The 24282-nt window shown below is 54.5% G+C and carries 23 protein-coding genes, 1 tRNA gene and 1 pseudogene; 6 read left to right on the top strand and 19 right to left on the bottom strand.

The features are described 5' to 3' along the window. Nucleotides 1–173 precede the first annotated feature (173 nt). Nucleotides 174–683 carry a hypothetical protein gene (locus BFV67_RS04260; RefSeq protein ID WP_069597908.1) on the bottom strand — a complete coding sequence of 170 codons (510 nt, stop codon included), beginning with the start codon at nt 681–683 and terminating at the stop codon, nt 174–176. A gap of 34 nt (nt 684–717) precedes the next feature. Then, nucleotides 718–1296, bottom strand: a complete 579-nt coding sequence (locus BFV67_RS24120) for a hypothetical protein (RefSeq protein WP_157888814.1) — start codon at nt 1294–1296, stop codon at nt 718–720. 214 nt (nt 1297–1510) lie between these two features. Here BFV67_RS24120 and BFV67_RS24570 point away from each other — a divergent pair. Continuing rightward, nucleotides 1511–1753, top strand: a pseudogene (locus BFV67_RS24570) (site-specific integrase); the annotation flags it as partial. Between the two features lie 349 nt (nt 1754–2102). Continuing rightward, entirely contained in the window at nt 2103–2909 is an 807-nt protein-coding gene (locus tag BFV67_RS04245) for a DUF4225 domain-containing protein (RefSeq protein ID WP_069597906.1), read from the top strand. Here BFV67_RS04245 and BFV67_RS04240 read toward each other — a convergent pair. The 4 genes from BFV67_RS04240 to proB form a co-directional block, all read right to left on the bottom strand. Continuing rightward, on the bottom strand, nt 2906–3220 hold the full coding sequence (locus BFV67_RS04240; protein ID WP_041911130.1) for a hypothetical protein: 315 nt from the start codon (nt 3218–3220) through the stop codon (nt 2906–2908). The genes BFV67_RS04245 and BFV67_RS04240 overlap by 4 nt on opposite strands. A 577-nt stretch (nt 3221–3797) precedes the next feature. Beyond that, nucleotides 3798–3873: transfer RNA gene (locus BFV67_RS04235), tRNA-Thr, on the bottom strand. Nucleotides 3874–3984: 111 nt separating this feature from the next. Further along, the gene (proA, locus tag BFV67_RS04230) at nt 3985–5238 is read right to left on the bottom strand and encodes a glutamate-5-semialdehyde dehydrogenase (protein ID WP_069597905.1); all 1254 of its coding nucleotides are present in this window, start codon (nt 5236–5238) and stop codon (nt 3985–3987) included. 11 nt (nt 5239–5249) lie between these two features. Then, on the bottom strand, nt 5250–6353 hold the full coding sequence (gene proB / locus BFV67_RS04225) for a glutamate 5-kinase (RefSeq protein WP_008501877.1): 1104 nt from the start codon (nt 6351–6353) through the stop codon (nt 5250–5252). Nucleotides 6354–6657: 304 nt separating this feature from the next. Between proB and phoE the strand changes: the two genes are divergently transcribed. Further along, nucleotides 6658–7710, top strand: a complete 1053-nt coding sequence (phoE, locus tag BFV67_RS04220; RefSeq protein ID WP_069597904.1) for a phosphoporin PhoE — start codon at nt 6658–6660, stop codon at nt 7708–7710. A 136-nt stretch (nt 7711–7846) separates the two neighbouring features. Here phoE and crl read toward each other — a convergent pair whose 3' ends face one another. From crl to gpt, 3 genes are all read right to left on the bottom strand, one after another. Beyond that, nucleotides 7847–8248 (bottom strand): sigma factor-binding protein Crl, encoded by a 402-nt coding sequence (crl, locus tag BFV67_RS04215; RefSeq protein ID WP_008500249.1) that lies wholly within the window; start codon nt 8246–8248, stop codon nt 7847–7849. A gap of 57 nt (nt 8249–8305) precedes the next feature. After that, nucleotides 8306–9550, bottom strand: coding sequence for an esterase FrsA (gene frsA / locus BFV67_RS04210; protein ID WP_008500250.1), 1245 nt, complete (start codon nt 9548–9550; stop codon nt 8306–8308). A 106-nt stretch (nt 9551–9656) separates the two neighbouring features. Then, nucleotides 9657–10115, bottom strand: coding sequence for a xanthine phosphoribosyltransferase (gene gpt, locus BFV67_RS04205; RefSeq protein WP_003863205.1), 459 nt, complete (start codon nt 10113–10115; stop codon nt 9657–9659). Between the two features lie 260 nt (nt 10116–10375). Here gpt and pepD point away from each other — a divergent pair, with 260 nt between their 5' ends. After that, a complete protein-coding gene (pepD, locus tag BFV67_RS04200; protein ID WP_069597903.1) occupies nt 10376–11833 on the top strand; it encodes a cytosol nonspecific dipeptidase in 1458 nt (485 codons plus the stop codon). A gap of 76 nt (nt 11834–11909) precedes the next feature. Here pepD and dinB read toward each other — a convergent pair whose 3' ends face one another. The 8 genes from dinB to BFV67_RS04160 all read right to left on the bottom strand — a co-directional run bounded on the left by dinB (nt 11910) and on the right by BFV67_RS04160 (nt 19117). Then, the gene (dinB, locus tag BFV67_RS04195; protein ID WP_008500252.1) at nt 11910–12968 is read right to left on the bottom strand and encodes a DNA polymerase IV; all 1059 of its coding nucleotides are present in this window, start codon (nt 12966–12968) and stop codon (nt 11910–11912) included. A gap of 108 nt (nt 12969–13076) precedes the next feature. Next, the gene (nqrM, locus tag BFV67_RS04190; protein ID WP_023615899.1) at nt 13077–13280 is read right to left on the bottom strand and encodes a (Na+)-NQR maturation NqrM; all 204 of its coding nucleotides are present in this window, start codon (nt 13278–13280) and stop codon (nt 13077–13079) included. After that, entirely contained in the window at nt 13280–14503 is a 1224-nt protein-coding gene (gene nqrF / locus BFV67_RS04185; RefSeq protein ID WP_008500254.1) for an NADH:ubiquinone reductase (Na(+)-transporting) subunit F, read from the bottom strand. Before nqrF ends, nqrM begins: the two co-directional genes overlap by 1 nt. A gap of 10 nt (nt 14504–14513) precedes the next feature. After that, on the bottom strand, nt 14514–15110 hold the full coding sequence (gene nqrE, locus BFV67_RS04180; RefSeq protein WP_008500255.1) for an NADH:ubiquinone reductase (Na(+)-transporting) subunit E: 597 nt from the start codon (nt 15108–15110) through the stop codon (nt 14514–14516). A gap of 6 nt (nt 15111–15116) precedes the next feature. Continuing rightward, nucleotides 15117–15755: an NADH:ubiquinone reductase (Na(+)-transporting) subunit D gene (locus BFV67_RS04175; protein ID WP_008500256.1), complete on the bottom strand. Its 639-nt coding sequence runs from the start codon at nt 15753–15755 to the stop codon at nt 15117–15119. Beyond that, entirely contained in the window at nt 15748–16542 is a 795-nt protein-coding gene (locus BFV67_RS04170) for a Na(+)-translocating NADH-quinone reductase subunit C (RefSeq protein WP_008500257.1), read from the bottom strand. Before BFV67_RS04170 ends, BFV67_RS04175 begins: the two co-directional genes overlap by 8 nt. Next, complete coding sequence (locus BFV67_RS04165) at nt 16535–17770, bottom strand: NADH:ubiquinone reductase (Na(+)-transporting) subunit B (RefSeq protein ID WP_023293211.1); 1236 nt, start codon at nt 17768–17770, stop codon at nt 16535–16537. Before BFV67_RS04165 ends, BFV67_RS04170 begins: the two co-directional genes overlap by 8 nt. A 3-nt stretch (nt 17771–17773) precedes the next feature. Then, nucleotides 17774–19117 carry a Na(+)-translocating NADH-quinone reductase subunit A gene (locus BFV67_RS04160; protein ID WP_069597902.1) on the bottom strand — a complete coding sequence of 448 codons (1344 nt, stop codon included), beginning with the start codon at nt 19115–19117 and terminating at the stop codon, nt 17774–17776. A gap of 298 nt (nt 19118–19415) precedes the next feature. Between BFV67_RS04160 and dpaA the strand changes: the two genes are divergently transcribed. Beyond that, nucleotides 19416–20156: a peptidoglycan meso-diaminopimelic acid protein amidase gene (dpaA, locus tag BFV67_RS04155; RefSeq protein ID WP_008500261.1), complete on the top strand. Its 741-nt coding sequence runs from the start codon at nt 19416–19418 to the stop codon at nt 20154–20156. Here the strand turns inward: dpaA and BFV67_RS04150 are convergent. After that, nucleotides 20127–20894, bottom strand: a complete 768-nt coding sequence (locus BFV67_RS04150) for a class II glutamine amidotransferase (RefSeq protein ID WP_008500262.1) — start codon at nt 20892–20894, stop codon at nt 20127–20129. The genes dpaA and BFV67_RS04150 overlap by 30 nt on opposite strands. A gap of 47 nt (nt 20895–20941) precedes the next feature. Continuing rightward, nucleotides 20942–21520: a D-sedoheptulose 7-phosphate isomerase gene (gene lpcA, locus BFV67_RS04145; protein WP_021242877.1), complete on the bottom strand. Its 579-nt coding sequence runs from the start codon at nt 21518–21520 to the stop codon at nt 20942–20944. Nucleotides 21521–21759: 239 nt separating this feature from the next. Between lpcA and fadE the strand changes: the two genes are divergently transcribed. Continuing rightward, nucleotides 21760–24204 carry an acyl-CoA dehydrogenase FadE gene (fadE, locus tag BFV67_RS04140; RefSeq protein WP_032664056.1) on the top strand — a complete coding sequence of 815 codons (2445 nt, stop codon included), beginning with the start codon at nt 21760–21762 and terminating at the stop codon, nt 24202–24204. The last annotated feature ends 78 nt before the right edge of the window (nt 24205–24282 follow it).

Genomic DNA, 24282 nt, shown 5'->3' with positions numbered 1-24282 from the left:
ATCAGGATTAACAAAAGCTAACAGCCAGGGCTCAACAAATCTCAACGCCAGCCCTTTACACTTCTGCTGTAGCTGCTGTTCGTAGGCGTCAGGATCCGTTAGGTTGGGTTGACACTTTTCCCTGTTTTTCACGAAAAAGTGTCAAGTTAGAGGAGTTAGGTTTGGTCGGAGATTTACAGTTTTTCGCCGTCCAGCAGGCAGAGCGCCCTTAATCTTGTTTTGCTCCAGTCATCCGGCGTATCGGGGTGCATTGTGGCAACGTAAGCCAGCTCAGAACGAAGAAACCGTAAAGCGCCTGCTGCACGGTCTTTGCCATAGAAGCTGTGGGTTTCTTCATCCGGCCGGAAGAGAATCAGCAATTGTTCATCGGGCTCGTGCTGAACATCAAAACCCAGCTCAGCGGCTGCTGCCTCTATTCGCTGGCCAGCATTAATATCAGCCGGCAGCTCTTTCCCGCCGTCATGCCCCCATACCCACGCGGCGGCCTGCGCCCACGTCATTGCATTGTGATGATCACCAGCACCAGCACCAGCACCAGCACCAGCAGAATTTTGTTTAGCCTGCGATGCTTCGACATCCACTTTATCGCCTGAAATTACAATTTCACTGCGGGCTATCCAGTCGTAAACAGTTTGCCGGCTGACGCCCATATGCCTGGCGTAGGCTGATTTACTTAACAGCATCCTGTGTTTCCCTCCGGGCAGAAAAAAGCCGCCCTCAGGCGGCCTGCTTCTCTTCTGAATGTGTCTGCCGCTGGCTGCCTTTGAGCATCGCGCTGACATGTTCGCTTAACTGATCAAGGCCGGTCATGCGGGGCAGAACTTCTGATGGATCGTCGTTCTTCCCGTAAACGAGATTGTTATACCAGGTTCGGACAGCTGTAATTTGTGCGACGCCTTTCCTTACCGCATCGACCAGCTCGGCAACCGCGCTAATCACCTGCCCGTTCTCCGATGCGATACGGGAGAAGCCAAGACGTTTTAGCTGTTCCGTATCGAGTCCCGAACACACAGCATGCGCCCTTAGTAAGGCGTCCGCCAGCTCCTGATGCTTTCCACTGTGCATCGACAGCAGCATTTTTTCCTGGCTGCGGCGATCCAGTCGGGCGAATGCCTGGCGCATTTCACTGTCACGCATGAATCCGTGAACATCATCAGATGCCAGTGGATTAACCGGAGCGAGCTTGTTCTTCAGGTAATCGAGAATGTTTGCGGCCTGCTCGCTTACGGCTGCCACCCCGCGGGTAAAGTCTTTGAGCGTGTCCGGGTTAAGCTGATTAGCTGGCTTGAAAGCCATAACAAACAGCTATTCGCAGATGTAGCGGTAACAATGGCCTCTTTATGTTTGCATGTCGGTGACACGGTGAGTTTGTAGTTCAACCAGTTCAAGGAGGGAAACACGCAGGAAGTGCTTGAGAGTAAGACGAGCAAGAAAAAGGAGATCATAGAACGCCGCCCCGAAAGACGAATATGTTTTCACGTCACACTGCAACCGTGCATCTGGAAAAGCGCCCGTAAACCGTGAGCAGGTGAACAGTGAGATCAAACAGGCTGCGAAGAATGTCGGGATTAAAGGAACGGTAGGCTGCCATTCTTTTCGCAAGTTTTCTGCCACACAGGTGTGGGAGCAGTCTAACGGAAATTTAGCTTTAGCCATAAAAGCACTGAACCATTCAGACCCTAAAGTCACCATGAACCATTTGAATATTGACGTTAAGAGCGTGGGCGCTGCCCTTGCAAAGATTTGGGAGTGATCAACATGAAACATGTTGTGTACTAACGCTGGCACTATTCCCAGCCCTGGCGATTGCCGGACAAATTACGATGACCAACCCGCAGGAGGAACAGACGGAGAACGGGAAAACGCTATGCACGTATCAGAACAGCATCTACTTGTTTACAGTGGTGACGAGCTCACAGTCCTGCCCGTACTCCAAGACGTTTGATACGTCGAACAATGAAAAATAGAGAATTACCGTGTGGAGTTTCAGGGTTTGATTATGTATTCGTTCCGCTGAAATCAGATGTTGGGAAATCATTTCCTGTTGTCTTCGACCTTATTGCACGTAAAATGACCAGACACATTTTGGGAAGGAGTCTTTAATGGATATCGCGCTGCTCAACAGGGGCTGGAACAGAACATGGTCAGATACCATGGTGAATCTGGAAGCCCGGAAACTGGTCGAAACAGCAAATCGGCTATCAGCATTCTATTTGCTAGATGGGATAACGCGCATCAAGTTTGTTGGAGAGATAAAACAGGTTGTAGATAGAGAATTTGAAACAGCTCGACGAGCTAAAACCGATGAAGAATGTATTGTATGCATCAAAAATCTGCGCGCTGAAACAGACAATCTGCTTGAACAAGAGCGTCTGTTAAGAACCAAGTCCGCACAGCTTTACGCGAAGGTCGAGTTTGTTAAGGAAAATAATAAAATCGTCGGCTACATGATTTCAGCTATTCATATTGTGGTTTCTGGAATGGCAATTGCTGGCGGTGCGTTGATGCTCGCTACGATGACACCTTTAGGTATGCTGGCAGGGGCTATTCTTGTAACAGATGGCATTAACGGTCTGTCAAAAGAAATCATTCCTGGTATATATGGAAAACAATATAAAACAGAGGGATTTGTGGCTGATGGCACTATGGAAGCGGCCCAGTTTATGGGTTTCAAGCCTGAAACAGGACTGGCGATTTATAACGCTGTTACGTTAAGCGCAAGTGTTTACAGCATCTTTGGATTAGCCAGAAGACCCGAAGCATGGAGACTGTTTAAATGGATACCTCGTGATTTCTATCGTAAGGTTGATACAATGAGCCGTCCCAAATTAACAATGAAAATAGTAGGTTATGGACTTAAGGCCAAAGTAATATTTGACCTGCTTTCTACTGACACATCGAACCATTAGCCTCTGAATTTTCTCCAGAACCGCCAGGATTTGTAAGAAAGAACTGGCGGCTGAATAAATGCAACAATGACTATTGCGATCAGAATTGATATCCCACCACCCACGACGGTTTCTTTCGCAGAAAACAACACTAAAATGATAAAAACCATCAGACATGCCGATGTTATCCATAAAACAACCCTGAATCGATTAGCCAGATCCTGAATCGCTTCCCCCAAGGTTCCGCCGTAACTTTCAACGTTGTTTTTTATCTTCTGCAAATCCGATGGTGTAAACCCTGAACGTAACAACGCCTCATCAGTCACTTTCATATTGTATCGTCCTTTATCACTCGGAAGTTGTTTCTCAATCACTGATTGTGCCAGCAATCATACTGATGAACTTTATAGCAATCCAGCCGAAACTTTTGGCAGACTCCACCCCCTTTCATGTCGTCTGGGTGGCGCCAAGGCATTTCGACCATTCAAGGCTATCGATCACATGATGTTTGTACAATTTATTAGATTTCTAACAATACAAACCATTTAGTGCCGTGATCGGTAGTTTAAAACATGTTATTAGCCGCTCGCGCCAACTCTTCCCAACATTACGCCTGTTTATTTTCTGCAACGTCATCTCGACGTTTAACATCATTGAGCTCCGCACGAAGCGCGGAACGTATCGCTAAGGGTTCAAGTGATGTGTTTAGAGAGTCCGGCAACTCTTTCAGCTTCAAGGGATGGCTAGATTTCTAATGCTGTGCTGGCTTGAGCCCGGTAACTACTCACCAATACGTTGTACAATACTTGAGCCGATACAACGCAAAGGCGTTTACCAAGTGTTATCAAGAATGATAATTGAAGATACAACCGGTTAGATTTTTTACGCTAAGTGATTGATTTTCTTGAATGGTGCCGATAATAGGAGTCGAACCTACGACCTTCGCATTACGAATGCGCTGCTCTACCAACTGAGCTATATCGGCCCTGAGAGGCCGGTTACGAGTGTAACCACGGGGCAAAAGGTTAGATCTATCCGGGTGATGCGTCAATGCCCTTTTGAATCAAACGGCTATTTTTGCATCACCCGTGATTATTTACGCACGAATCGTATCGTCGCCGAAGCCGATCCACTTGTACGTGGTCAGCGCTTCCAGCCCCATCGGACCGCGCGCGTGCAGTTTCTGCGTGCTGACCGCCACCTCAGCGCCGAGGCCGAACTGGCCGCCGTCGGTGAAGCGGGTGGAGGCATTCACATACACCGCAGAGGAATCCACTTCGTTCACGAAGCGATCGGCATTGCGCATGGTGCGCGTCAGGATGGCGTCAGAATGCTGCGTGCCATGCTCACGGATGTGCGCAATCGCGTCGTCAAGATCGCTCACGATTTTCACGTTCAGATCCAGTGAGAGGAACTCGTCGTCATACTGCTCCGCGTTGACGGGAACGACGTTAGCCGGGCCATCCTGCAGCAGTGCGAGCGCACTGGCGTCAGCATGCAGCGTCACGCCGCTCTCTGCCATCTGTTTGCTCAGGGCCGGCAGGAAGGTGTTCGCTATGTCCTGATGCACCAGCAGCGTTTCAACGGTGTTACAGGTGCTAGGACGCTGGGTCTTCGCGTTCACGATAATCTTCAGCGCAGGAGCAATCTCAGCGCTGTCGTCTACCACGATATGACACACGCCAATACCGCCGGTGATCACCGGAATCGTCGACTGCTCGCGGCACAGTTTGTGCAGGCCCGCGCCGCCGCGTGGGATCAGCATGTCGATGTATTTGTCCATGCGCAGCATTTCGTTGACCAGCGCGCGGTCCGGGCTCTCAATTGCCTGCACGGCACCCGCCGGTAAGCCACACTCTTCCAGCGCCTGCTGAATGACTTTCACCGTCGCGGCGTTGGTGCGCCAGGTCTCTTTCCCACCGCGCAGAATGGCGGCGTTGCCGGTTTTCAGGCACAGGGAGGCAACATCCACCGTCACGTTTGGACGGGCTTCATAAATAACGCCGATAACGCCGAGCGGCACGCGACGGCGCTCCAGGCGTAAACCGCTGTCCAGCAGCCCACCGTCAATCACCTGCCCTACCGGGTCGGCCAGATTGCAGACCTGACGAACATCGTCGGCGATGCCTTTAAGGCGGGCCGGGGTCAACGCCAGGCGGTCGAGCATCGCTTCGCTCAGACCGTTGCGACGCGCTTCCAGTAAATCCTGCTCGTTGGCGAGCAAAATCTCCTGGGACTGAGATTCCAGATAATCAGCGATTTTTTCCAGCACGCGGTTTTTCTCGCGGCTGGAAAGGAGCGCCAGTTTGTAAGAGGCGGCCTTCGCGGCGGCGCCCATTTGTTCCAGCATGTTCTGGCTCCTTAACGAATAATCATGTCATCGCGATGCACGGCAACCGGGCCATATTCATAGCCCAGAATGGCGTCGATCTGCTGCGAATGGTGGCCCGCGATGCGGCGCAGGGCATCGCTGTTATAGCGGCTTACGCCGTGGGCGATGTCGCGGCCTTCGAGGTTACGGATACGGATCACTTCACCACGGGAGAAGTTGCCTGTCACGCTTTTAATTCCTTTAGGAAGTAATGAACTTCCTCGTTCCAGAATCGCGGCGGTCGCCCCTTCATCAACGACGAGTTCGCCCGCAGGTGGCGCGCCAAATATCCAGCGTTTACGGTTTTCCAGCGGGGATTCCTGAGCGTGGAAGCGGGTGCCGACGGAGATGCCTTCCATCACGTCGCCAATCACGCCAGGGCGGCTGCCCGCGGCAATGATGGTGTCGATACCGGCGCGGCACGCCACGTCGGCGGCCTGCAGCTTGGTCCCCATGCCGCCCGTTCCGAGGCCGGACACGCTGTCACCGGCGATGGCGCGCAGCGCATCGTCGATACCGTGAACGTCGGTAATCAGCTCGGCTTCCGGGTTGGAGCGCGGATCGGCAGTGAACAACCCCTGCTGATCGGTCAGAAGCAGTAATTTATCGGCGCCAGCCAGAATGGCGGCCAGCGCAGAGAGGTTATCGTTATCACCCACTTTGATTTCAGCGGTAGCAACGGCATCATTCTCGTTAATGACCGGAACGATATTATTGTCCAGCAGCGCGCGCAGGGTATCGCGGGCGTTCAGGAAGCGCTCTCTGTCTTCCATATCCGCACGCGTCAGCAGCATCTGTCCGACGTGGATGCCATAGATAGAGAACAGCTGTTCCCAGAGTTGAATGAGTCGGCTTTGTCCCACGGCGGCCAGCAGCTGTTTAGAGGCGATCGTCGCGGGGAGTTCGGGGTAACCCAGGTGTTCACGCCCGGCGGCAATCGCCCCGGAGGTCACAATTACAATACGATGCCCTGCGGCATGTAACTGAGCGCACTGACGTACAAGCTCAACAATGTGGGCGCGATTTAGGCGGCGCGATCCGCCTGTTAACACACTGGTACCGAGTTTTACCACCAGCGTCTGGCTGTCACTCATGATTCTCTGCCGTTCAACGATAAGGGAAAGTAATGTCGAACGAACGTTTTAGCAGGAGTCAGCCCCGTTGCCAACTGCCTTAGCACATCGCGAAACACTTTGTTGCGCGGGATCAGGAAGCGTAGCGGGAGAATTTGACACTTTTATTACCGAAATAATAAATCACAGTTTTTTAAAATTATTCTTAGTTTGTCATAAAAGTTTCATTCCAGAACGATAAAACCCTTCCTGTTTTTTCACGGGACTTAAGCATGAGCTTATCGTCCAGCGAATTTTTTAGCGCGTTTATAAGACAGGATCGAAAATGAAAAAGAGCACTCTGGCATTAATGGTTATGGGCGTAGTGGCTTCTGCATCCGTTCACGCAGCTGAAGTTTATAATAAAGATGGTAATAAGCTGGACGTGTACGGCAAAGTGAAAGCCATGCACTACATCAGCGATGATGCCACCAAAGATGGCGATCAGACTTACGTTCGTTTCGGTTTTAAAGGCGAAACCCAGATTAACGATCAGCTGACGGGCTATGGTCGTTGGGAATCTGAATTTGCGGGTAACAAAGCCGAGAGCGACTCCTCTCAGAAAACCCGTCTGGCGTTCGCGGGCCTGAAGCTGAAAAACTTTGGTTCTCTGGATTACGGTCGTAACCTGGGTGCGCTGTATGACGTCGAAGCATGGACCGACATGTTCCCTGAGTTCGGCGGCGACTCTTCCGCGCAGACCGATAACTTCATGACCAAGCGTGCGACCGGTCTTGCCACCTACCGCAACACCGACTTCTTCGGCGCGGTTGACGGCCTGGACATGACCCTGCAGTACCAGGGTAAAAACGAAAACCGTGATGCCAAGAAGCAGAACGGTGACGGTTTTGGTACCTCTCTGAGCTATGACTTCGGCGGCAGCGATTTCGCCGTCAGCGGTGCTTACACTAACTCTGACCGCACCAACGCGCAGAACCTGCTGGCGCGTGGTCAGGGGCAGAAAGCCGAAGCCTGGGCTACCGGTCTGAAATATGACGCGAACGATATTTATCTGGCAGCGATGTATTCAGAAACCCGTAATATGACGCCAATTTCTGGCGGATTTGCCAATAAGGCACAGAACTTTGAAATCGTCGCACAATATCAGTTCGATTTCGGTCTGCGTCCGTCCCTGGGTTATGTCCAGTCTAAAGGCAAAGATATCGAAGGTATTGGTGACGAAGATCTGGTGAAATATATTGACGTTGGCGCGACCTATTACTTCAACAAAAATATGTCCGCGTTTGTTGATTATAAAATTAACCAGATTGACGACGATAATAAACTGGGCGTGAGCAGCGATGATATCGTTGCCCTGGGTATGACCTACCAGTTCTAAGATTACCCGAATAAGAAAATCCCGGCAGATAAGCCGGGATTTTTTTTGCCCGGTAGCGCTGCGCCTACCGGGCCTACGGGATAGTGCATTTTGTAGGCCGGGTAAGGCGAAGCCGCCACCCGGCGCTGTGACGCTATCAGGCGGTCAGCTTCACCGCTTCGCTGGAAAAATCATCCGCTGGCTCGAACTTAAGGTCCAGGGTGGCCAGCAGTGCGCTCGCTTTGTCGTGAAACTCTTTCAGGGTATATTCCAGGCGATCGATCACTTCCTGATCTTTAATGGTGGTGGCCTGCCAGTTACCGTCTTTATTAAACAGGCCAAACTGGTAGCTATACGTAAAGCGTTTTTCCTCTGCTTCCATTTCCATCCACCAGCCCCAGAATTCACGTTTTTCGGGTGCAGGCTTCACGTTGACGCATACAGCCAGGCAGTCGAAAAAAAAGCGATTCTCTTCACACTGCTCTTCTCGAATATACGGGCCAAGAGCCATGAACTTCTTAATCAATCTACTTTTCGGGTGTCCACTCGGTAACGTCATTGCGATCTCCTTTTGTGAAGCCACTGTTTTACCAAACCAGCGAAATTTAGCAATCTATTAACACAATCTCTGAGCGATCCAGCGCGTAATCTCCTTCAGAGCTTTATCGAAATTCTGATAGACCGGGCTGAACGGCACCTCAAGCAGTTTGCCATCCGCAGATGACGACGTGATTAAGCGCGACTCTTCTTCCGGACTGAACGGATCGTTTTTCCAGAACCCCGACAGCATCGGCGTCGGGCAGCGACGTCCCAGCAACCCTTGCGTTTTTAACGAGTAGCGATTGAGCTCAACGCGCAGCGCTTCGTCTGATGCATCATGCATGCCAAGACGGCTGGCCAGCACATCAAGGTACATTTCGGGCACGCTCCCCTGGCGTGCGGGATCGCTGAGCAGGGCGTGAACGACCGGTCCAAGGCAGGCGACTGCTTTCAGGCGGGAGGATTCAAGGTAAGCCAGACGCACCGCGACGTTTGCGCCAAAGCGGAAGCCAAATGCCGCCACGCGGGTGTGGTCAACCCACGGAATGTTTTCCAGCGCTTTTAGCGCATGCTGGTGCAGCAGGCTGGAATCCTGAGTCAGTTTCCATTTGGAGGAGAAGCCAATTGAGGGCATATCCAGCGTCAGCATCGCGATCCCTTTTGGTGCGAAGTAGCGCTCATACAGGCTGTAATAGTCAATTTGCAGAGAGTCCAGCCCGCCGCACATCAGCACGGTCGGGAACGGGCCTTCACCTTCGGGCATATGCAGGAACCCGGTAACGGGCGCCCCGCCCGGAACAGCGAACTCAAGCTCGCGCATCTGGCCCGGCAGGCGTTGAGCCGCCTCTTCGTAGGCGCGATTCGCCAGCGCCTGCGCCTGTTCGGCCAGCTCATCGCCTTTTAAATGCGGGTAGGCGGCAATCGCATAGAGGTTGGCCGCATGCAGCCAGTGTTTGCCGCTGCGCGTGGCATCCTCTTCCTGGCTGGCTTTTTGCTGCCAGAGCATCGCCTGTTTAGACCACTCGTAGATCCAGTTTCCGCCACGGTAGCCCACTACCGTATCATAGAGCTCGCTGTCGGTACGCTCGGCTTCACTCATCACGATACGTGCCTGCACATCAAGGATTTCACGGGGATCGATACCGCGCCAGATCCACATCAGGCGGTTAATCATGCGATACCAGTGAGGCACGTTTTTACCGTCTAATGCAGACTGGACGGCAGGCTGAGTACCCGGATTGAAGCGACGCACCAGCGTCGACGTTTCAGGGTGTTTGAAACGGGGTTTGAAGAGAGTCTCGGTGAGATTCGCCTGCGTCATTGCATTGCCTCCATGAATACGTCGTATAGAGACTATTGTAACGCGCGTCAGACTAAAAAAAACAACGCCCGGCATCACCGGGCGTTAAATTAATTGCGGAACGTGATTAACGACCCGAGATTGGCGGTACGAAGACCACGCCCATATCCCATGGTTGTTCAATCCAGGTATCCTGCGGAATATCAATCACGTAATCGTCAACCAGCGGGCGGCCAGCAGGCTTTGCGAAGATAGTGACGAAATGTGCTTTCGGATACATTTCCCGGATAGCCACCGCGGTACCGCCGGTATCCACCAGGTCATCAATAACGATGAAGCCTTCACCGTCGCCTTCCGCGCGTTTCAGCACTTTCAGCTCGCGCTGGTTGTCATGGTCATAGCTGGAGATGCAAACGGTATCGACATGACGAATACCCAGCTCACGTGCCAGCAGCGCCCCCGGTACCAGACCGCCACGGCTGACGGCAATAATGCCTTTCCACTGTTCGGAAGGCATCAGACGCGCAGCCAGTTTGCGTGCGTGAATCTGCAACATGTCCCAGGTGACGACGTATTTTTCGCTCATGTGAAGTGTCCCAGCCTGTTTTTATACGGCTTAAAAAGTGTTCGAGGGGGAAATAGGTTGCGCGAGATTATAGAGATCTGACGCACTAAAAACCAGTGTTTAGCGCCCTCTGCCTGAGTTTTTACATGCTTTATGCTACCAGCCAGCAGAGAAAGTGGTATTCTCAGTTTCATCTCGCAAGCCTGACTTGTGGTAACTATTAACCTGCTAACCCTGTGACCTGCAACCCTGTTTGCAGCGCCTCGACAAGGAGACTTATCGTGTCTGAACTGTCTCAACTATCTCCGCAGCCGCTGTGGGATATTTTTGCCAAAATCTGCTCCATTCCACACCCTTCCTACCATGAAGAACAGCTTGCCGAACATATTATGGGCTGGGCGAAGGAAAAAGATCTGCATGCGGAACGTGACCAGGTTGGCAACATTCTGATCCGCAAACCCGCCACCGCAGGCATGGAAAACCGTAAACCGGTTGTGCTGCAGGCGCACCTGGACATGGTGCCACAGAAGAACAACGACACCGTTCACGACTTCACCAAAGACCCGATTCAGCCGTACATCGACGGCGACTGGGTGAAAGCGCGCGGCACCACCCTGGGTGCGGATAACGGCATCGGTATGGCCTCTGCGCTGGCCGTGCTGGCTGACGACAGCGTTGAGCACGGTCCACTGGAAGTGCTGCTGACCATGACCGAAGAAGCGGGCATGGACGGGGCGTTCGGTCTGCAGGCGAACTGGCTGCAGGCGGATATCCTGATCAACACCGACTCCGAAGAAGAAGGCGAGATCTACATGGGCTGCGCGGGCGGGATTGATTTCATCTCTACCCTGCCGCTGTCACGCGAAGCGATTCCTGCCGGTTTCCAGACCTTCAAGCTGACGCTGAAAGGGCTGAAAGGCGGCCACTCCGGCGGTGATATTCATCTGGGTCTCGGCAACGCCAATAAATTGCTGGCACGCTTCCTGGCAGGCCATGCGGCCGAGCTGGATCTGCGTCTGGTAGACTTCAACGGCGGTACCCTGCGCAACGCGATCCCGCGCGAAGCCTTCGCCACCGTGGCAGTGCCAGCGGCAAAAGCCGACGAGCTGAAAAAACTCTCCACCGTGTACCTGGATATCCTGAAAAACGAACTGTCGGCGAAAGAGAAGAACCTGACCGTGGTGCTGGAATCCGTCTCCACGGATAAAGCCGCGCTGACCGTGCAGTCTCGTGACACCTTCGTTCAGCTGCTGAACGCGACGCCAAACGGCGTAATCCGCAACTCTGACGTGGCGAAAGGCGTAGTGGAAACCTCACTGAACGTGGGCGTGGTGACCATGAGCGACGACAGCGCGGAGATCATCTGCCTGATCCGCTCCCTTATCGACAGCGGTAAAGAGTATGTGGTGAGCATGCTGGAATCTCTGGGCACGCTGGCGGGCGCGAAAACGTCTGCAAAAGGCAGCTACCCGGGCTGGCAGCCGGATGCAAGCTCTCCGGTGATGGCGCTGGTGCGTGAAACCTATCAGCGTCTGTTCAACAGCACGCCGAACATTCAGGTGATCCACGCCGGTCTGGAATGTGGCCTGTTCAAGAAACCGTATCCGGATATGGATATGGTGTCCATCGGGCCAACCATTACCGGTCCGCACTCGCCGGATGAGCAGGTTCATATCGAAAGCGTTGGTCATTACTGGACGCTGCTGACTGAACTGCTGAAGGCGATCCCAGTTAAGTAATACCCTCACCCCAGCCCTGTTCCACAGGGATAGGGTGAAAAACCCAGGCCCGGTAAGCGTAGCGCACCGGGCTTTTTTACAATCCCAATACCAGCTGTCGCTCTAACTGCGGATCCAGCAGCGTGACGTGCAATCCCACCAGCCTCACCCCTCGCCCTCCTCGTCGCTCTTCCCATGCCTTTTTTGCCGTCGCGATAAGATCGTCTTTGTTCAGACGCGGCCAGACGTGTTCCTGCGTGGTCTGCTGGAAATCGTTGAATTTGAGCTTGATGCCCTGACGGGCAATCAGCAGGTCCGGTTTTACCTTGCTTAAGCGTCGTTCCAGCTCAGGATAAAGCTGTTCCGTGATAATGGTTTCGCATTCGGACCAGTCATGAATATCTTCAATGAGGGTTCGCTCGACGCCGACGGATTTCCGCAGCCGTTCGCTGTTCACATCGCGATCGTCAATCCCCTGGCTGCGCTCCCACAGCACGCGGCCAAACTTCCCGAAGCGCTTGAGCAGCATGGCGAGGTCGCTTCGCTGCACGTCTTCGCAGGTGCGTAACCCCATGCTTTCCAGCTTTGCGGCGGAGACTTTCCCGACGCCGGGGATTTTGCCAAGCGGCAGCGTTTTTAAAAATGCAGGCACCTCTTCCGGCGTAATGACGTACTGGCCGTTGGGCTTATTTAAATCCGAAGCGATTTTGGCAAGGAATTTAACGGGCGCGACCCCCGCAGACGCCGTCAGATTCAGCTCGTTGAAAATCGTCTGGCGGATCTCCTGCGCCATCAGCGTGGCGGAGCCGTGGCAATGCACGCTGTCGGTCACATCGAGATAGGCTTCGTCCAGCGACAGCGGCTCTATCAAAGAGGTATAGCGGGAGAAGATTTCCCGAATATGAAGGGAAGCCTCTTTATAGGCGTCGAACCGCCCGGGCAGAAGCGTGAGATGAGGGCAAAGCTTTAAGGCCATCGCCGTCGGCATGGCGCTACGCACGCCAAATTTGCGCGCAGGGTAGTTGGCGGTGCTGATAACGCCACGCTGAACGCGGCTGCCGCCAATAGCGATGGGAATATCCCGCAGCGCCGGGTTGTCTCGCATCTCCACTGCGGCAAAAAAGCAGTCCATATCAACATGGATTATTTTGCGCATAGTAAGCCCTCACTCATCACTGGATAAGTATACAGTAAATAAATGAGGATTGAGAAGCAGATGTAAGAATGCCGGGTGGCGGCGTTGCCTTACCCGGCCTACAAAAACTTAAATAATGCGCTGCTGCTCGCGCGCCATGCGTTTTTTGCGGGCGTCGCACGGTTCCGGGCAGTCGCAGACCTTCTCCATGCCAATGGAGGAAATACCGCCGCAGCTGCCCTGAATGCTTTTCCGCTTAACGATCCAGCCTAAAGACATGCCAAAGATGACAAGTACAAAAACCACAAAGGTTGCCAGAAACGTCAGCATCATCAGCCTCCAAAGTCATCGAGCATGATGTTCTCATCTTCGACGCCGAGATCTTTCAGCATCTTAATCACGGCGGCGTTCATCATCGGCGGACCACACATATAGAACTCGCAGTCCTCGGGAGCCGGGTGCTGTTTAAGGTAGTTTTCATACAGCACGTTGTGGATGAACCCCGTATAGCCCGTCCAGTTATCTTCCGGCTGCGGATCGGAGAGCGCCACGTGGAAGGTAAAGTTCGGGTTTTCACGCGCCAGCTGTTCAAATTCATCATCGTAGAACATCTCACGCAGCGAACGCGCCCCGTACCAGAAGCTGATTTTACGCTTGCTGCCGAGCCGCTTGAGCTGGTCAAAGATGTGCGAGCGCATCGGGGCCATGCCGGCACCGCCGCCGATAAAGACCATTTCCGCGTCGGTATCTTTCGCGAAGAACTCCCCGAACGGGCCGGAGATGGTCACCTTATCGCCCGGCTTCAGGGACCAGATGTATGATGACATCACGCCCGGCGGCGCATCCGGCACATTCGGTGGCGGCGTGGCGATACGCACGTTGAGCATAATAATACCCTTCTCTTCCGGGTAGTTGGCCATCGAGTAGGCGCGCAGCGTCGGCTCTTTCACCTCAGATACAAAGCGGAAGAGATTGAATTTGTCCCAGTCGGCGCGGTACGCCTGCGGAACGTCAAAGTCCGCATACGCCACGGTATGCTCAGGGCACTCAATCTGAATGTATCCTCCGGCGCGGAACGGGACATCTTCCCCTTCCGGCACCCGCAGCTTCAGCTCTTTGATAAAGGTAGCTTTGTTATCATTAGAGATAACTTCACATTCCCATTTTTTGACGCCGAAAATCTCTTCCGGCAGTTCAATCTTCATGTTCTGACGCACTGCGACCTGACAGGCCAGACGGCAGCCCTCTTTTGCCTCACGCTTTGTGATATGCGACAGCTCGGTGGGCAGAATATCGCCGCCACCCTCTTTTACCGTCACGCGGCACTGTCCGCAGGAGCCGCCGCCGCCGCAGGCCGAGGAGACAAAAATTCCGTTACCGGACAGCGTGTTGAGCAGTTTATCTCCCGCAGGCGTGCGGATCTGATTCTGCGGATCGTCGTTAATATCAATCACCACGTCGCCGGAATTCACCAGCTTCGCCCGCGCCGCCAGAATGAGCCCTGACAGCACCAGTACAATCAGCGTGAACATCACCACGCCAAGAATAATTTCCATCTGTAAGCCCTTATAGCTGCACGCCGGAGAAGGACATAAAGCCCAGTGCCATCAACCCGGTGGTAATAAAGGTGATCCCTAAGCCACGCAGGCCTGCAGGCACGTTGGCATATTTCATTTTTTCGCGGATCCCTGCCATGGTGACAATCGCCAGCATCCACCCGATGCCGGAGCCGAAACCGTACACCACGGATTCACTGAAGTTGTAATCACGCTGAACCATAAACGAGACGCCGCCGAAGATGGCGCAATTCACCGCGATCAGCGGCAGGAAGATCCCCAGCGCGTTGTACAGCGACGGGAAGTACTTATCGAGGATCATCTCCAGGATTTGCACCAGCGCGGCAATCACGCCAATAAAGGTGATGAAGTTCAGGAAGCTGAGGTCAACCCCTTCCACCAGCGCGCCGTCCCGCAGCACAAAGTTGTAGACCAGATTGTTAATCGGTACAGATAAGCCAAGCACCACGGTGACCGCGATACCCAGCCCAAATGCCGTCGACACTTTTTTGGACACCGCAAGGAACGTACACATGCCGAGGAAAAACGCGAGCGCCATGTTTTCAACAAACACCGCGCGCACAAACAAACTCAGGTAATGAGCCATCGTCGGTTACTCCTTTTCCTGCTGTTCTGGTCTCAAGGTACGAATCAGCCAGATCAACAAACCGATAATGAAAAATGCGCTGGGAGCCAGCAGGAATAGGCCGTTTGGCAGATACCATCCACCGTTTTGCACCGTGTCCAGCACCGTGATGCCAAACAGCTTACCGCTGCCAATGAGTTCACGCAGGAAGCCAACGGTCAGCAGGATCACACCGTAGCCGAGGCCGTTACCGATACCGTCCATAAAACTCGCCAGCGGCGGCATTTTCATGGCGTAGGCTTCCGCACGCCCCATCACAATACAGTTGGTGATGATCAGCCCGACAAACACCGAGAGCTGTTTGGAGGTTTCATAGGCGAAGGCGCGCAGCAGCTGATCGACCACGATCACCAGCGAGGCGATGATCGCCATCTGCACGATGATCCTCACGCTGTTGGGAATGTGGTGGCGGATCATCGAGATAAACATGCTCGAAAATGCCGTGACCAGCGTGACCGCCAGCGTCATCACCACCGCCGTTTCCAGCTTGGTCGTCACCGCCAGGGCTGAACAGACGCCCAGCACCTGCAGTGTGATCGGGTTATTGGCCAGCAGTGGGCCAATGAGCACCTTTTTGACTTCTTTCAGTTCACCGGTATCAGCCATTGTTCAGCGCTCCTTCACGTACGTTTTTCAGGAAAGGACCAAAACCCAGCTCGCCCATCCAGAAATCAAAACTGTGCTGCACGCCTTTGGAGGTGAGCGTGGCGCCGGACAGCCCGTCGACAGCGTAGTCGTCACCGGGACGTGCCGCCCCTTTCATCACCTTCAGCGCAGGCAGACCGTTATCGTCGAGCACTTTCTTACCGATAAACTGTGCCCGCCAGTTCGGGTTTTCGACTTCGCCACCCAGCCCCGGCGTTTCGCCCTGGTCGTAATACGTAATGCCTTTTACGGTACGGCCATCCGTATCAAGCGCCACAAAGGCATACATCATTGACCACAGGCCGTTGCCGTAGACAGGAAGCACCACTTCCTGAATGCGTTTTTGGGGGTCACGCACCAGATAAATTTCGGCGAGATTGCTGCGGCGCTTAATCCCGGCGGGATCTTGCGATGCCTCGAGCGTCAGGCTCATCTGCGGATCTTTCAGCGCCAGCGCCTGGTTATACTTCGCCGGATCTTTATCCAGCAGATGGCCGGTTTTCAAATCCACCAGACGCGGTGAAATACGCTCCGCAAATACCGCCGAGACGTCGTCTGCACTCATCCCTTCCTGCATCAACCCGGCCACGGCCAGTATGTTGCGCTGTTTATCCAGCGCACGTTGCGCCTGCTGCAGGGGTTTTAACCCCACGGCAGAGCCGGCCACGACAATCGAACAGACCAGACAGAGCACCAGCACCACCAGCAGCGTTTTACTGATACTGTCGTTATTTTTAACTTCAGCCACGCGCCTTCCTCCGCTTAATGTTGGCCCGCACCACCAGGTAATCGAAGAGTGGCGCAAACAGGTTGGCAAACAGAATGGCCAGCATCATTCCTTCCGGGTACGCCGGGTTGACCACGCGGATCAGGACACACATCGCGCCAATGAGCACGCCATAGCTCCATTTACCTTTGTCCGTAAACGAGGCTGAGACGGGGTCGGTTGCCATGAACATCATGCCAAACGCGAAGCCACCCAGCACCAGATGCCAGTACCAGGGCATGGAGAACATTGGGTTGGTGGTCGAACCGATAACGTTGAACATCGTGGCGGTCAGCACCATGCCGATCATCACGCCCGCCACAATTCGCCAGGAGGCCACGCGCCCAAACAGGATGATCGCTCCACCAATCAAAATCATCAGCGTTGAAACTTCACCAATGGAACCCGGAATATTGCCAATAAAGGCATCAAACCAGGTTACAGGCTGACCCGTCGCGTTGTTCACCAGCGTTTCGCCGCCGTGTGCCGCCCACTGTGAAAGCGGCGTCGCGCCGGAAAAACCGTCAGCCGCCGTCCAGACCAGGTCGCCGGAGATTTGCGCCGGATAGGCAAAGAAGAGGAACGCACGCCCCGCCAGCGCCGGGTTAAGGAAATTCCGCCCGGTGCCGCCGAAGATCTCTTTAGCAATGACCACGCCAAAGCTGATGCCCAGCGCTGCCTGCCAGAGCGGTAGCGTCGGGGGAACAATCAGGGCAAACAGAATAGAGGTCACGAAGAAGCCTTCGTTGATCTCATGTTTACGGATGATGGCAAACAGCACTTCCCAGAAGCCGCCAACGATAAAGACCGTGATGTAAATCGGCAGGAAGAACACCGCCCCCAGCGTCATCATGCTCACCCAGCCCGCGTCTGGCGCAAAGCTCACCCCTAACGACTGGGCCAGACGGTAGTGCCAGTCAGACTGAAGCACCTGCGTCAGCTGCTGCGCATCGTACATGTGGTGCAGCGCCGGAATGGTCTGCAGACCGACGTTGTACATCCCCCAGAACATCGCCGGGAAGACCGCAAACCACACCAGGATCATCATCCGCTTAAGGTCGATGGCGTCACGGACGTGCGCCGCTCCTTTCGTCACCAGCCCCGGCGTGTAAAAAATGGTCGCCGTGGCTTCATACAGCGGGTAGTACTTTTTGAGCTTCCCTTCGGTAAAGTGCGGCTCAATTTTTTCAAAGAGGTGTTTTAAGCCCATCGGTTATCCTTCCTGCTCAATGCGGGTTAACACCTCGCGCAATACCGGTCCATATTCGTATTTTCCCGGACAGACATAGGTACAGAGCGCCAGATCTTCTTCGTCCAGTTCCAGACAGCCCAGCGCCTGCGCGCTGTCGGTATCGCCGGCGAGCAGATCGCGCAACAGCATGGTCGGCAGAATATCCAGCGGCATGACGCGCTCGTAGTTGCCAATCGGGACCATAGCGCGCTCGCCGCCGTGCGTACTGGTCGAAAAGCTAAACAGCTTATTACGCAGGAAGTGCCCCAGCGTGGTACGGGTGACGGAGTATTTTTCCGCACCGGGCAGCACCCAGCCGAACAGCTCTTTCTCGCGGCCTTCCTGCACAATGCTGACCTGCAAATGGAAACGTCCCAGATAGGCGTGCGCCTGCACGGCATGGCGGCCACTGAGGACCGAACCGGAAATCAGCCGGTTTTCGCCTGCCTTGGTTTCTTCGTTCAGCAGTTCATTGATATCCGCGCCAATCAGCGTCTTCACCAGACGCGGGTTTGCAGCCTGCGGCCCACCGATGGCGATGATGCGTTCCGCGCACAGCTCTCCTGAGGTGAAGAGCGTACCGATGGCGATGACGTCCTGATAATTAAGATGCCAGACCTGTTTCGTCAGGCTCACCGGCTCAAGGAAATGGATGTGCGTCCCGACCAGACCCGCCGGATGCGGGCCAGCAAACTCATTAAACGTGACCTGCCCCTGAGGATGACCGCCAAGCTTGCCGCCACCGGCCTGGCAAACGTGGACTTTTCCCGACGTCAGACGGGTTAAAACGGTAAGCCCGGCATCAAAGGCTTTGCGCTGTGCCAGGATAACCGGCTGCGGATCCACGCTGAGCGGGTTGGTATCCATTGCGGTGACGAAAATCGCGGCCGGTTCCGTGCCGGGAACCGGGGATTTACTGAAGGGACGCGTGCGAAGCGCGGTCCATAAACCGGACGCCAGAAGCTGAGCCTGAACAGCCTCACGGCTCAGCGACGCGAGGTCTGCGGCATCGTAACGGGCGAATTCACGCTGTTCATCGCCTTCAATGCGGATCACCACCGACTGCAGAACGCGCCGTTCGCCACGGTTGATCGCCACAACGGTGCCGCTCGCGGGGGCTGTAAACATCACGCCGGGATTTTTTTTGTCCTCAAAGAGCGCCTGGCCTTTGATCACGCGATCGCCTTCCTGTACCAACATCGAAGGACGCATTCCCAGGTAGTCGTCGCCCACAATGGCGACATGACGGACACTTGCGCCTGTCGAAACGCGCTGCGCGGGCACGCCTGCAATCGGCAGATCAAGTCCTTTTTTGATTTTAAACATGTGGTTAGCAGGTTTCCATGAACAACAATCCAGTGGCCGCGAAGTGTAACATTTTCCCCTTCTCGCGGGCAGCGAATCCGCCGTCGCGCGCGCCAAATTGCGAGCTAATGCGCAAAGTTCCTGGAGCCATCGCGATTTTGATGGTTTATAAAGTAAAACTAATTTGTAAACTCACCGCCCGGCTCTTGCGAAAATCTATAGCGGTGCTAATGTGAGCGCTCCTAACAGAATAATCTGATTTCGGGTCTCTTTTGCCGTCCTGGCAAGTTGGTCATGGTTTTATCAAGGAACTAGTAGTATGCGTAAAATCGCATTGTTCATTGCGATGCTTCTGATTCCGTGCATGTCGTTTGCCGGACTGCTCAGCAGTAATAGCTCAACGACGCCGATCAGCAAAGAATATAAACAGCAGTTAATGGGATCGCCGGTTTATATTCAGATCTTCAAGGAAGAACGCACTCTCGATCTGTTTGTAAAAATGGGTGAGACGTATCAGCTGCTTGATAGCTACAAAATCTGTAACTACTCCGGTGGATTAGGGCCAAAACAGCGTCAGGGCGATTTCAAAAGTCCGGAAGGGTTTTACAACGTTCAGCGTAGCCAGCTCAAACCAGACAGCCGTTTCTATAAAGCCATCAATATCGGTTTCCCGAATGCCTATGACCGTGCACACGGTTATGAAGGTAAATACCTGATGATCCACGGTGCCTGCGTGTCTATCGGCTGCTACGCGATGACCGATTCCGGCATTGATGAGATTTTCCAGTTTGTCACCGGCGCGTTGGTCTTTGGTCAGCCAAACGTTCAGGTCAGCATCTATCCGTTCCGCATGACGGATGCCAACATGGCGCGTCACAAGTACTCGTACTACGCGGATTTCTGGAAACAGCTGAAACCCGGCTATGACTACTTCGAGCAGACTCACAAGCCGCCTGTTGTCTCGGTTGTGGATGGCCGTTACGTGGTCAGCAAGCCGCTGAGCCACGAAGTTGTCCATCCACAGCTGGCGTCAAATTACACGGTCCCCGAGACAAAATAGCACCCACTCGCCTGGCATAATCTTTTGCCAGGTTTCGTTGCCCGTCAGCGGCTGCGTTGCAATAACAGTGACCACATCGTTCGGTGTGGTCTCCTTCTGAAAGTCTATCTCCACATCCTGATCGAGCAGCGTTGCCACGCCAAACGGCGCACGGCGGGTGATCCAGAACAAATTCGTCGAGCAGAACGCCATCACATAGCGGCCGTCTGAGAGCAGCATGTTGAACACGCCTTTTTCGCGTAGCTCGGTCGCCAGCGTCGCGATGTATTTAAACACGGCAGCCATATTGCCTGGCGTGCGGGGATAGCGCTCCGTCAGCTTGTGCAGCAGCCAGCAGAAGGCTTTTTCGCTGTCGGTTTCGCCTACCGGGCGGAAATTGCCCGTCTCCAGCGACTTATAGCCCGTGAGTTGCCCGTTGTGCGCGTAGGTCCAGTTTCGGCCCCACAGTTCCCGGGTAAACGGATGGGTATTTTCCAGCGCCACTTCGCCACGGTTAGCCTGGCGAATATGGGCGATCACCGAGCGGGACTTGATAGGATAGTCCTGCACCAGTTTGGCAATCGGTGAGTTAAAGCTGGGCTGTGGATCTTTGAACGTGCGACACCCTTTGCCTTCGTAGAAGGTGATGCCCCAGCCGTCTTTATGCGGCCCGGTTCCTCCACCGCGCTGCACCAGCCCGGTGAAACTAAAGCAGATATCGGTTGGCACATTGGCGCTCATCCCGAGCAGTTCGCACATACATCACCTCCACAACAGCGGGGGGCACCGGCGCCCCCAGCGAAGTCTTACTTAGCCATCTCTTTTTCGATCAGCTGGATCAGGATGTGGATCACTTTGATGTGAATTTCCTGAATGCGGTCAGCATAACCGAAGTGCGGAACGCGAATTTCAACATCCGCCGTACCGTCCATCTTACCGCCATCTTTGCCCGTCAGGGTGATGACTTTCATCCCTTTTTCACGCGCGGCGGCGATCGCTTTGATCACATTACCGGAGTTGCCGGAGGTAGAAATCCCCAGCAGCACATCGCCTTCACGGCCTACGGCTTCAACGTAGCGGGAGAAGATGTGGTCGTAACCGAAGTCGTTGCCTACGCAGGAGATGTGGCTCACGTCGGAAATCGCAATCGCCGGGTAGCCAGGACGGTTTTCGCGATAGCGTCCGGTCAGCTCTTCTGCGAAGTGCATCGCGTCGCAGTGAGAGCCACCGTTACCGCAGGAGAGCACTTTGCCACCCGCTTTGAAGCTGTCGGCCAGCAGGACCGCCGCGCGCTGAATAGCGTGAATATTGGCATCATCTTTCAGAAAGTTCGCCAGCGTTTCCGCCGCTTCGTTCAGTTCGTTACGAATAAGATCCTGGTACATGAGGATAATCCTTCAGTATTGATGAAATAACATAGTGGAGTGTACCGGATAGCGGGAAAAGCGAGAAGCTAAAGCCATGCGAAACGTCCGGCGTTTTGCTTTTTCGTGCCGGGTAAAACGCGAACAATGTGAACCAGGTTGTAATTATTTTGTAAACACATTGCTAAAGGAAATAACATCAACTACAACCATATCATCACAAGTGGTCAGACCTCCTACAAGCAAGGGAGCTTTTCTTTATGATGATTTTGAGCATTCTCGCAACCGTTGTTCTGCTCGGTGTGTTGTTCTATCACCGCGTAAGTTTATTCCTGAGCAGCCTGATTCTTCTGGCCTGGACGGCTGCGCTTGGCGTCGCAGGTCTCTGGACTATCTGGCTTTTAGTCCCTCTTGCCATCATCCTTCTGCCGTTTAACTTTGCCCCGATGCGTAAATCAATGATCTCTGCACCGGTGTTCAAAGGCTTCCGCAAGGTGATGCCGCCCATGTCGCGTACTGAAAAAGAAGCGATTGATGCGGGCACCACCTGGTGGGAAGGCGACCTGTTCCAGGGCAATCCGGACTGGAAAAAGCTGCATAACTACCCGCAGCCGCGTCTGACCGCGGAAGAACAGGCGTTTATTGACGGCCCGGTAGAAGAAGCCTGCCGTATGGCGAACGACTTTGCCATCACCCATGAAATGGCCGACCTGCCGCCAGAGCTGTGGGCCTACCTGAAAGAGCATCGCTTCTTCGCGATGATCATTAAGAAAGAGTACGGCGGTCTGGAGTTCTCCGCCTACGCTCAGGCTCGCGTGCTGCAAAAGCTGGCAGGCGTTTCCGGCATCCTGGCGATTACCGTTGGCGTGCCTAACTCCTTAGGCCCGGGCGAACTGCTGCAGCATTACGGTACCGAAGAGCAGAAAGATCACTACCTGCCGCGTCTGGCTCGCGGTCAGGAAATCCCTTGCTTCGCGCTGACCAGCCCGGAAGCAGGCTCCGATGCGGGCGCGATTCCGGATACCGGCGTGGTCTGCATGGGCGAGTGGCAGGGCGAGCAGGTGCTGGGCATGCGCCTGACCTGGAACAAGCGTTATATCACGCTGGCCCCTATCGCCACCGTGCTGGGTCTGGCCTTTAAGCTCTCTGACCCGGAAAGACTGCTGGGCGGCGAAGAAGATCTGGGCATTACCTGTGCGTTGATCCCAACCTCCACCCCGGGCGTTGAGATTGGTCGTCGTCACTTCCCGCTGAACGTGCCGTTCCAGAACGGCCCAACCCGCGGCCAGGATATCTTTGTGCCGATTGATTACATCATCGGTGGTCCAAAAATGGCCGGTCAGGGCTGGCGTATGCTGGTGGAATGTCTGTCGGTGGGCCGCGGCATTACCCTGCCGTCGAACTCAACCGGCGGTCTGAAGTCGGTGGCGATGGGGATTGGTGCCTACGCCCACATCCGTCGTCAGTTCAAAATCTCCATCGGCAAGATGGAAGGTATCGAAGAGCCGCTGGCGCGTATCGCGGGCAACGCCTACGTGATGGACGCTGCCGCCACGCTGATTACCTACGGCATTATGCTGGGCGAAAAACCAGCCGTACTGTCGGCCATTGTGAAGTACCACTGTACCCACCGCGCGCAGCAGTCAATTATTGACGCGATGGATATCGCGGGCGGTAAAGGCATTATGCTCGGCGAAGGCAACTTCCTGGCGCGCGGCTATCAGGGCGCACCGATTGCCATCACCGTTGAAGGGGCAAACATCCTGACCCGCAGCATGATGATCTTCGGTCAGGGCGCAATTCGCTGCCATCCATACGTGCTGGAAGAGATGGCCGCGGCGCAGAACAACGACGTGGATGCCTTCGATAAGCTGCTGTTCAAACATATCGGTCACGTGGGCAGCAACAAGGTGCGCAGCTTCTGGCTGGGCCTGACGCGCGGCCTTACCAGCGCCACGCCGACCGGCGATGCAACCAAACGTTATTATCAGCATCTGAACCGTCTGAGCGCCAACCTGGCCCTGCTGTCTGACGTTTCCATGGCGGTGCTGGGCGGCAGCCTGAAGCGTCGCGAACGTATCTCTGCCCGTCTGGGCGATGTGCTGAGCCAGATCTTCCTGGCCTCTGCGGTCCTGAAACGTTACGACGACGAAGGCCGTCAGGAAGCGGATCTGCCCCTGGTGCACTGGGGCGTACAGGATGCGTTGTATCAGGCTGAACAGGCGATTGACGATCTGCTGGCAAACTTCCCGAACCGCTTCGTGGCAGGCGCCCTGCGCGTGGTGATCTTCCCGACCGGTCGTCACCATCTGGCACCGTCCGACAAGCTGGACCACAAAGTGGCGAAGATCCTGCAGGTTCCGAGCGCAACCCGTTCCCGCATCGGCCGCGGTCAGTACCTCGCACCGACGCCGCATAACCCGGTGGGTCTGCTGGAAGAGGCGCTGCTTGACGTGATGGCCGCCGATCCGATTCACCAGAAGATCTGTAAACAGCTGGGCAAAAACCTGCCGTTTACCCGTCTGGACGAACTGGCAAAACAGGCGCTGGCCGGTGGCATTATCAATAAAGATGAGGCCGCTCTGCTGGTGAAAGCCGAAGAGAGCCGTCTGCGCAGCATTAACGTGGATGATTTCGAACCGGACGAGCTGGCGACGCAGCCGGTAAAGCTGCCGGAGAAGCACCGTAAACCTGAAGCGGCATAACGCGTTTCGCTTACCTAAACCCCGCCTCGCGCGGGGTTTTTTATTGCCACATTTTCTCGTTATGTCGTGCTACAGTGT

Source organism: Enterobacter roggenkampii, assembly GCF_001729805.1.
Classification (GTDB): Bacteria; Pseudomonadota; Gammaproteobacteria; order Enterobacterales; family Enterobacteriaceae; genus Enterobacter; species Enterobacter roggenkampii.
Note: the sequence above shows the minus strand (reverse complement) of the source record. Positions and strands in the feature narration are given on the sequence as shown.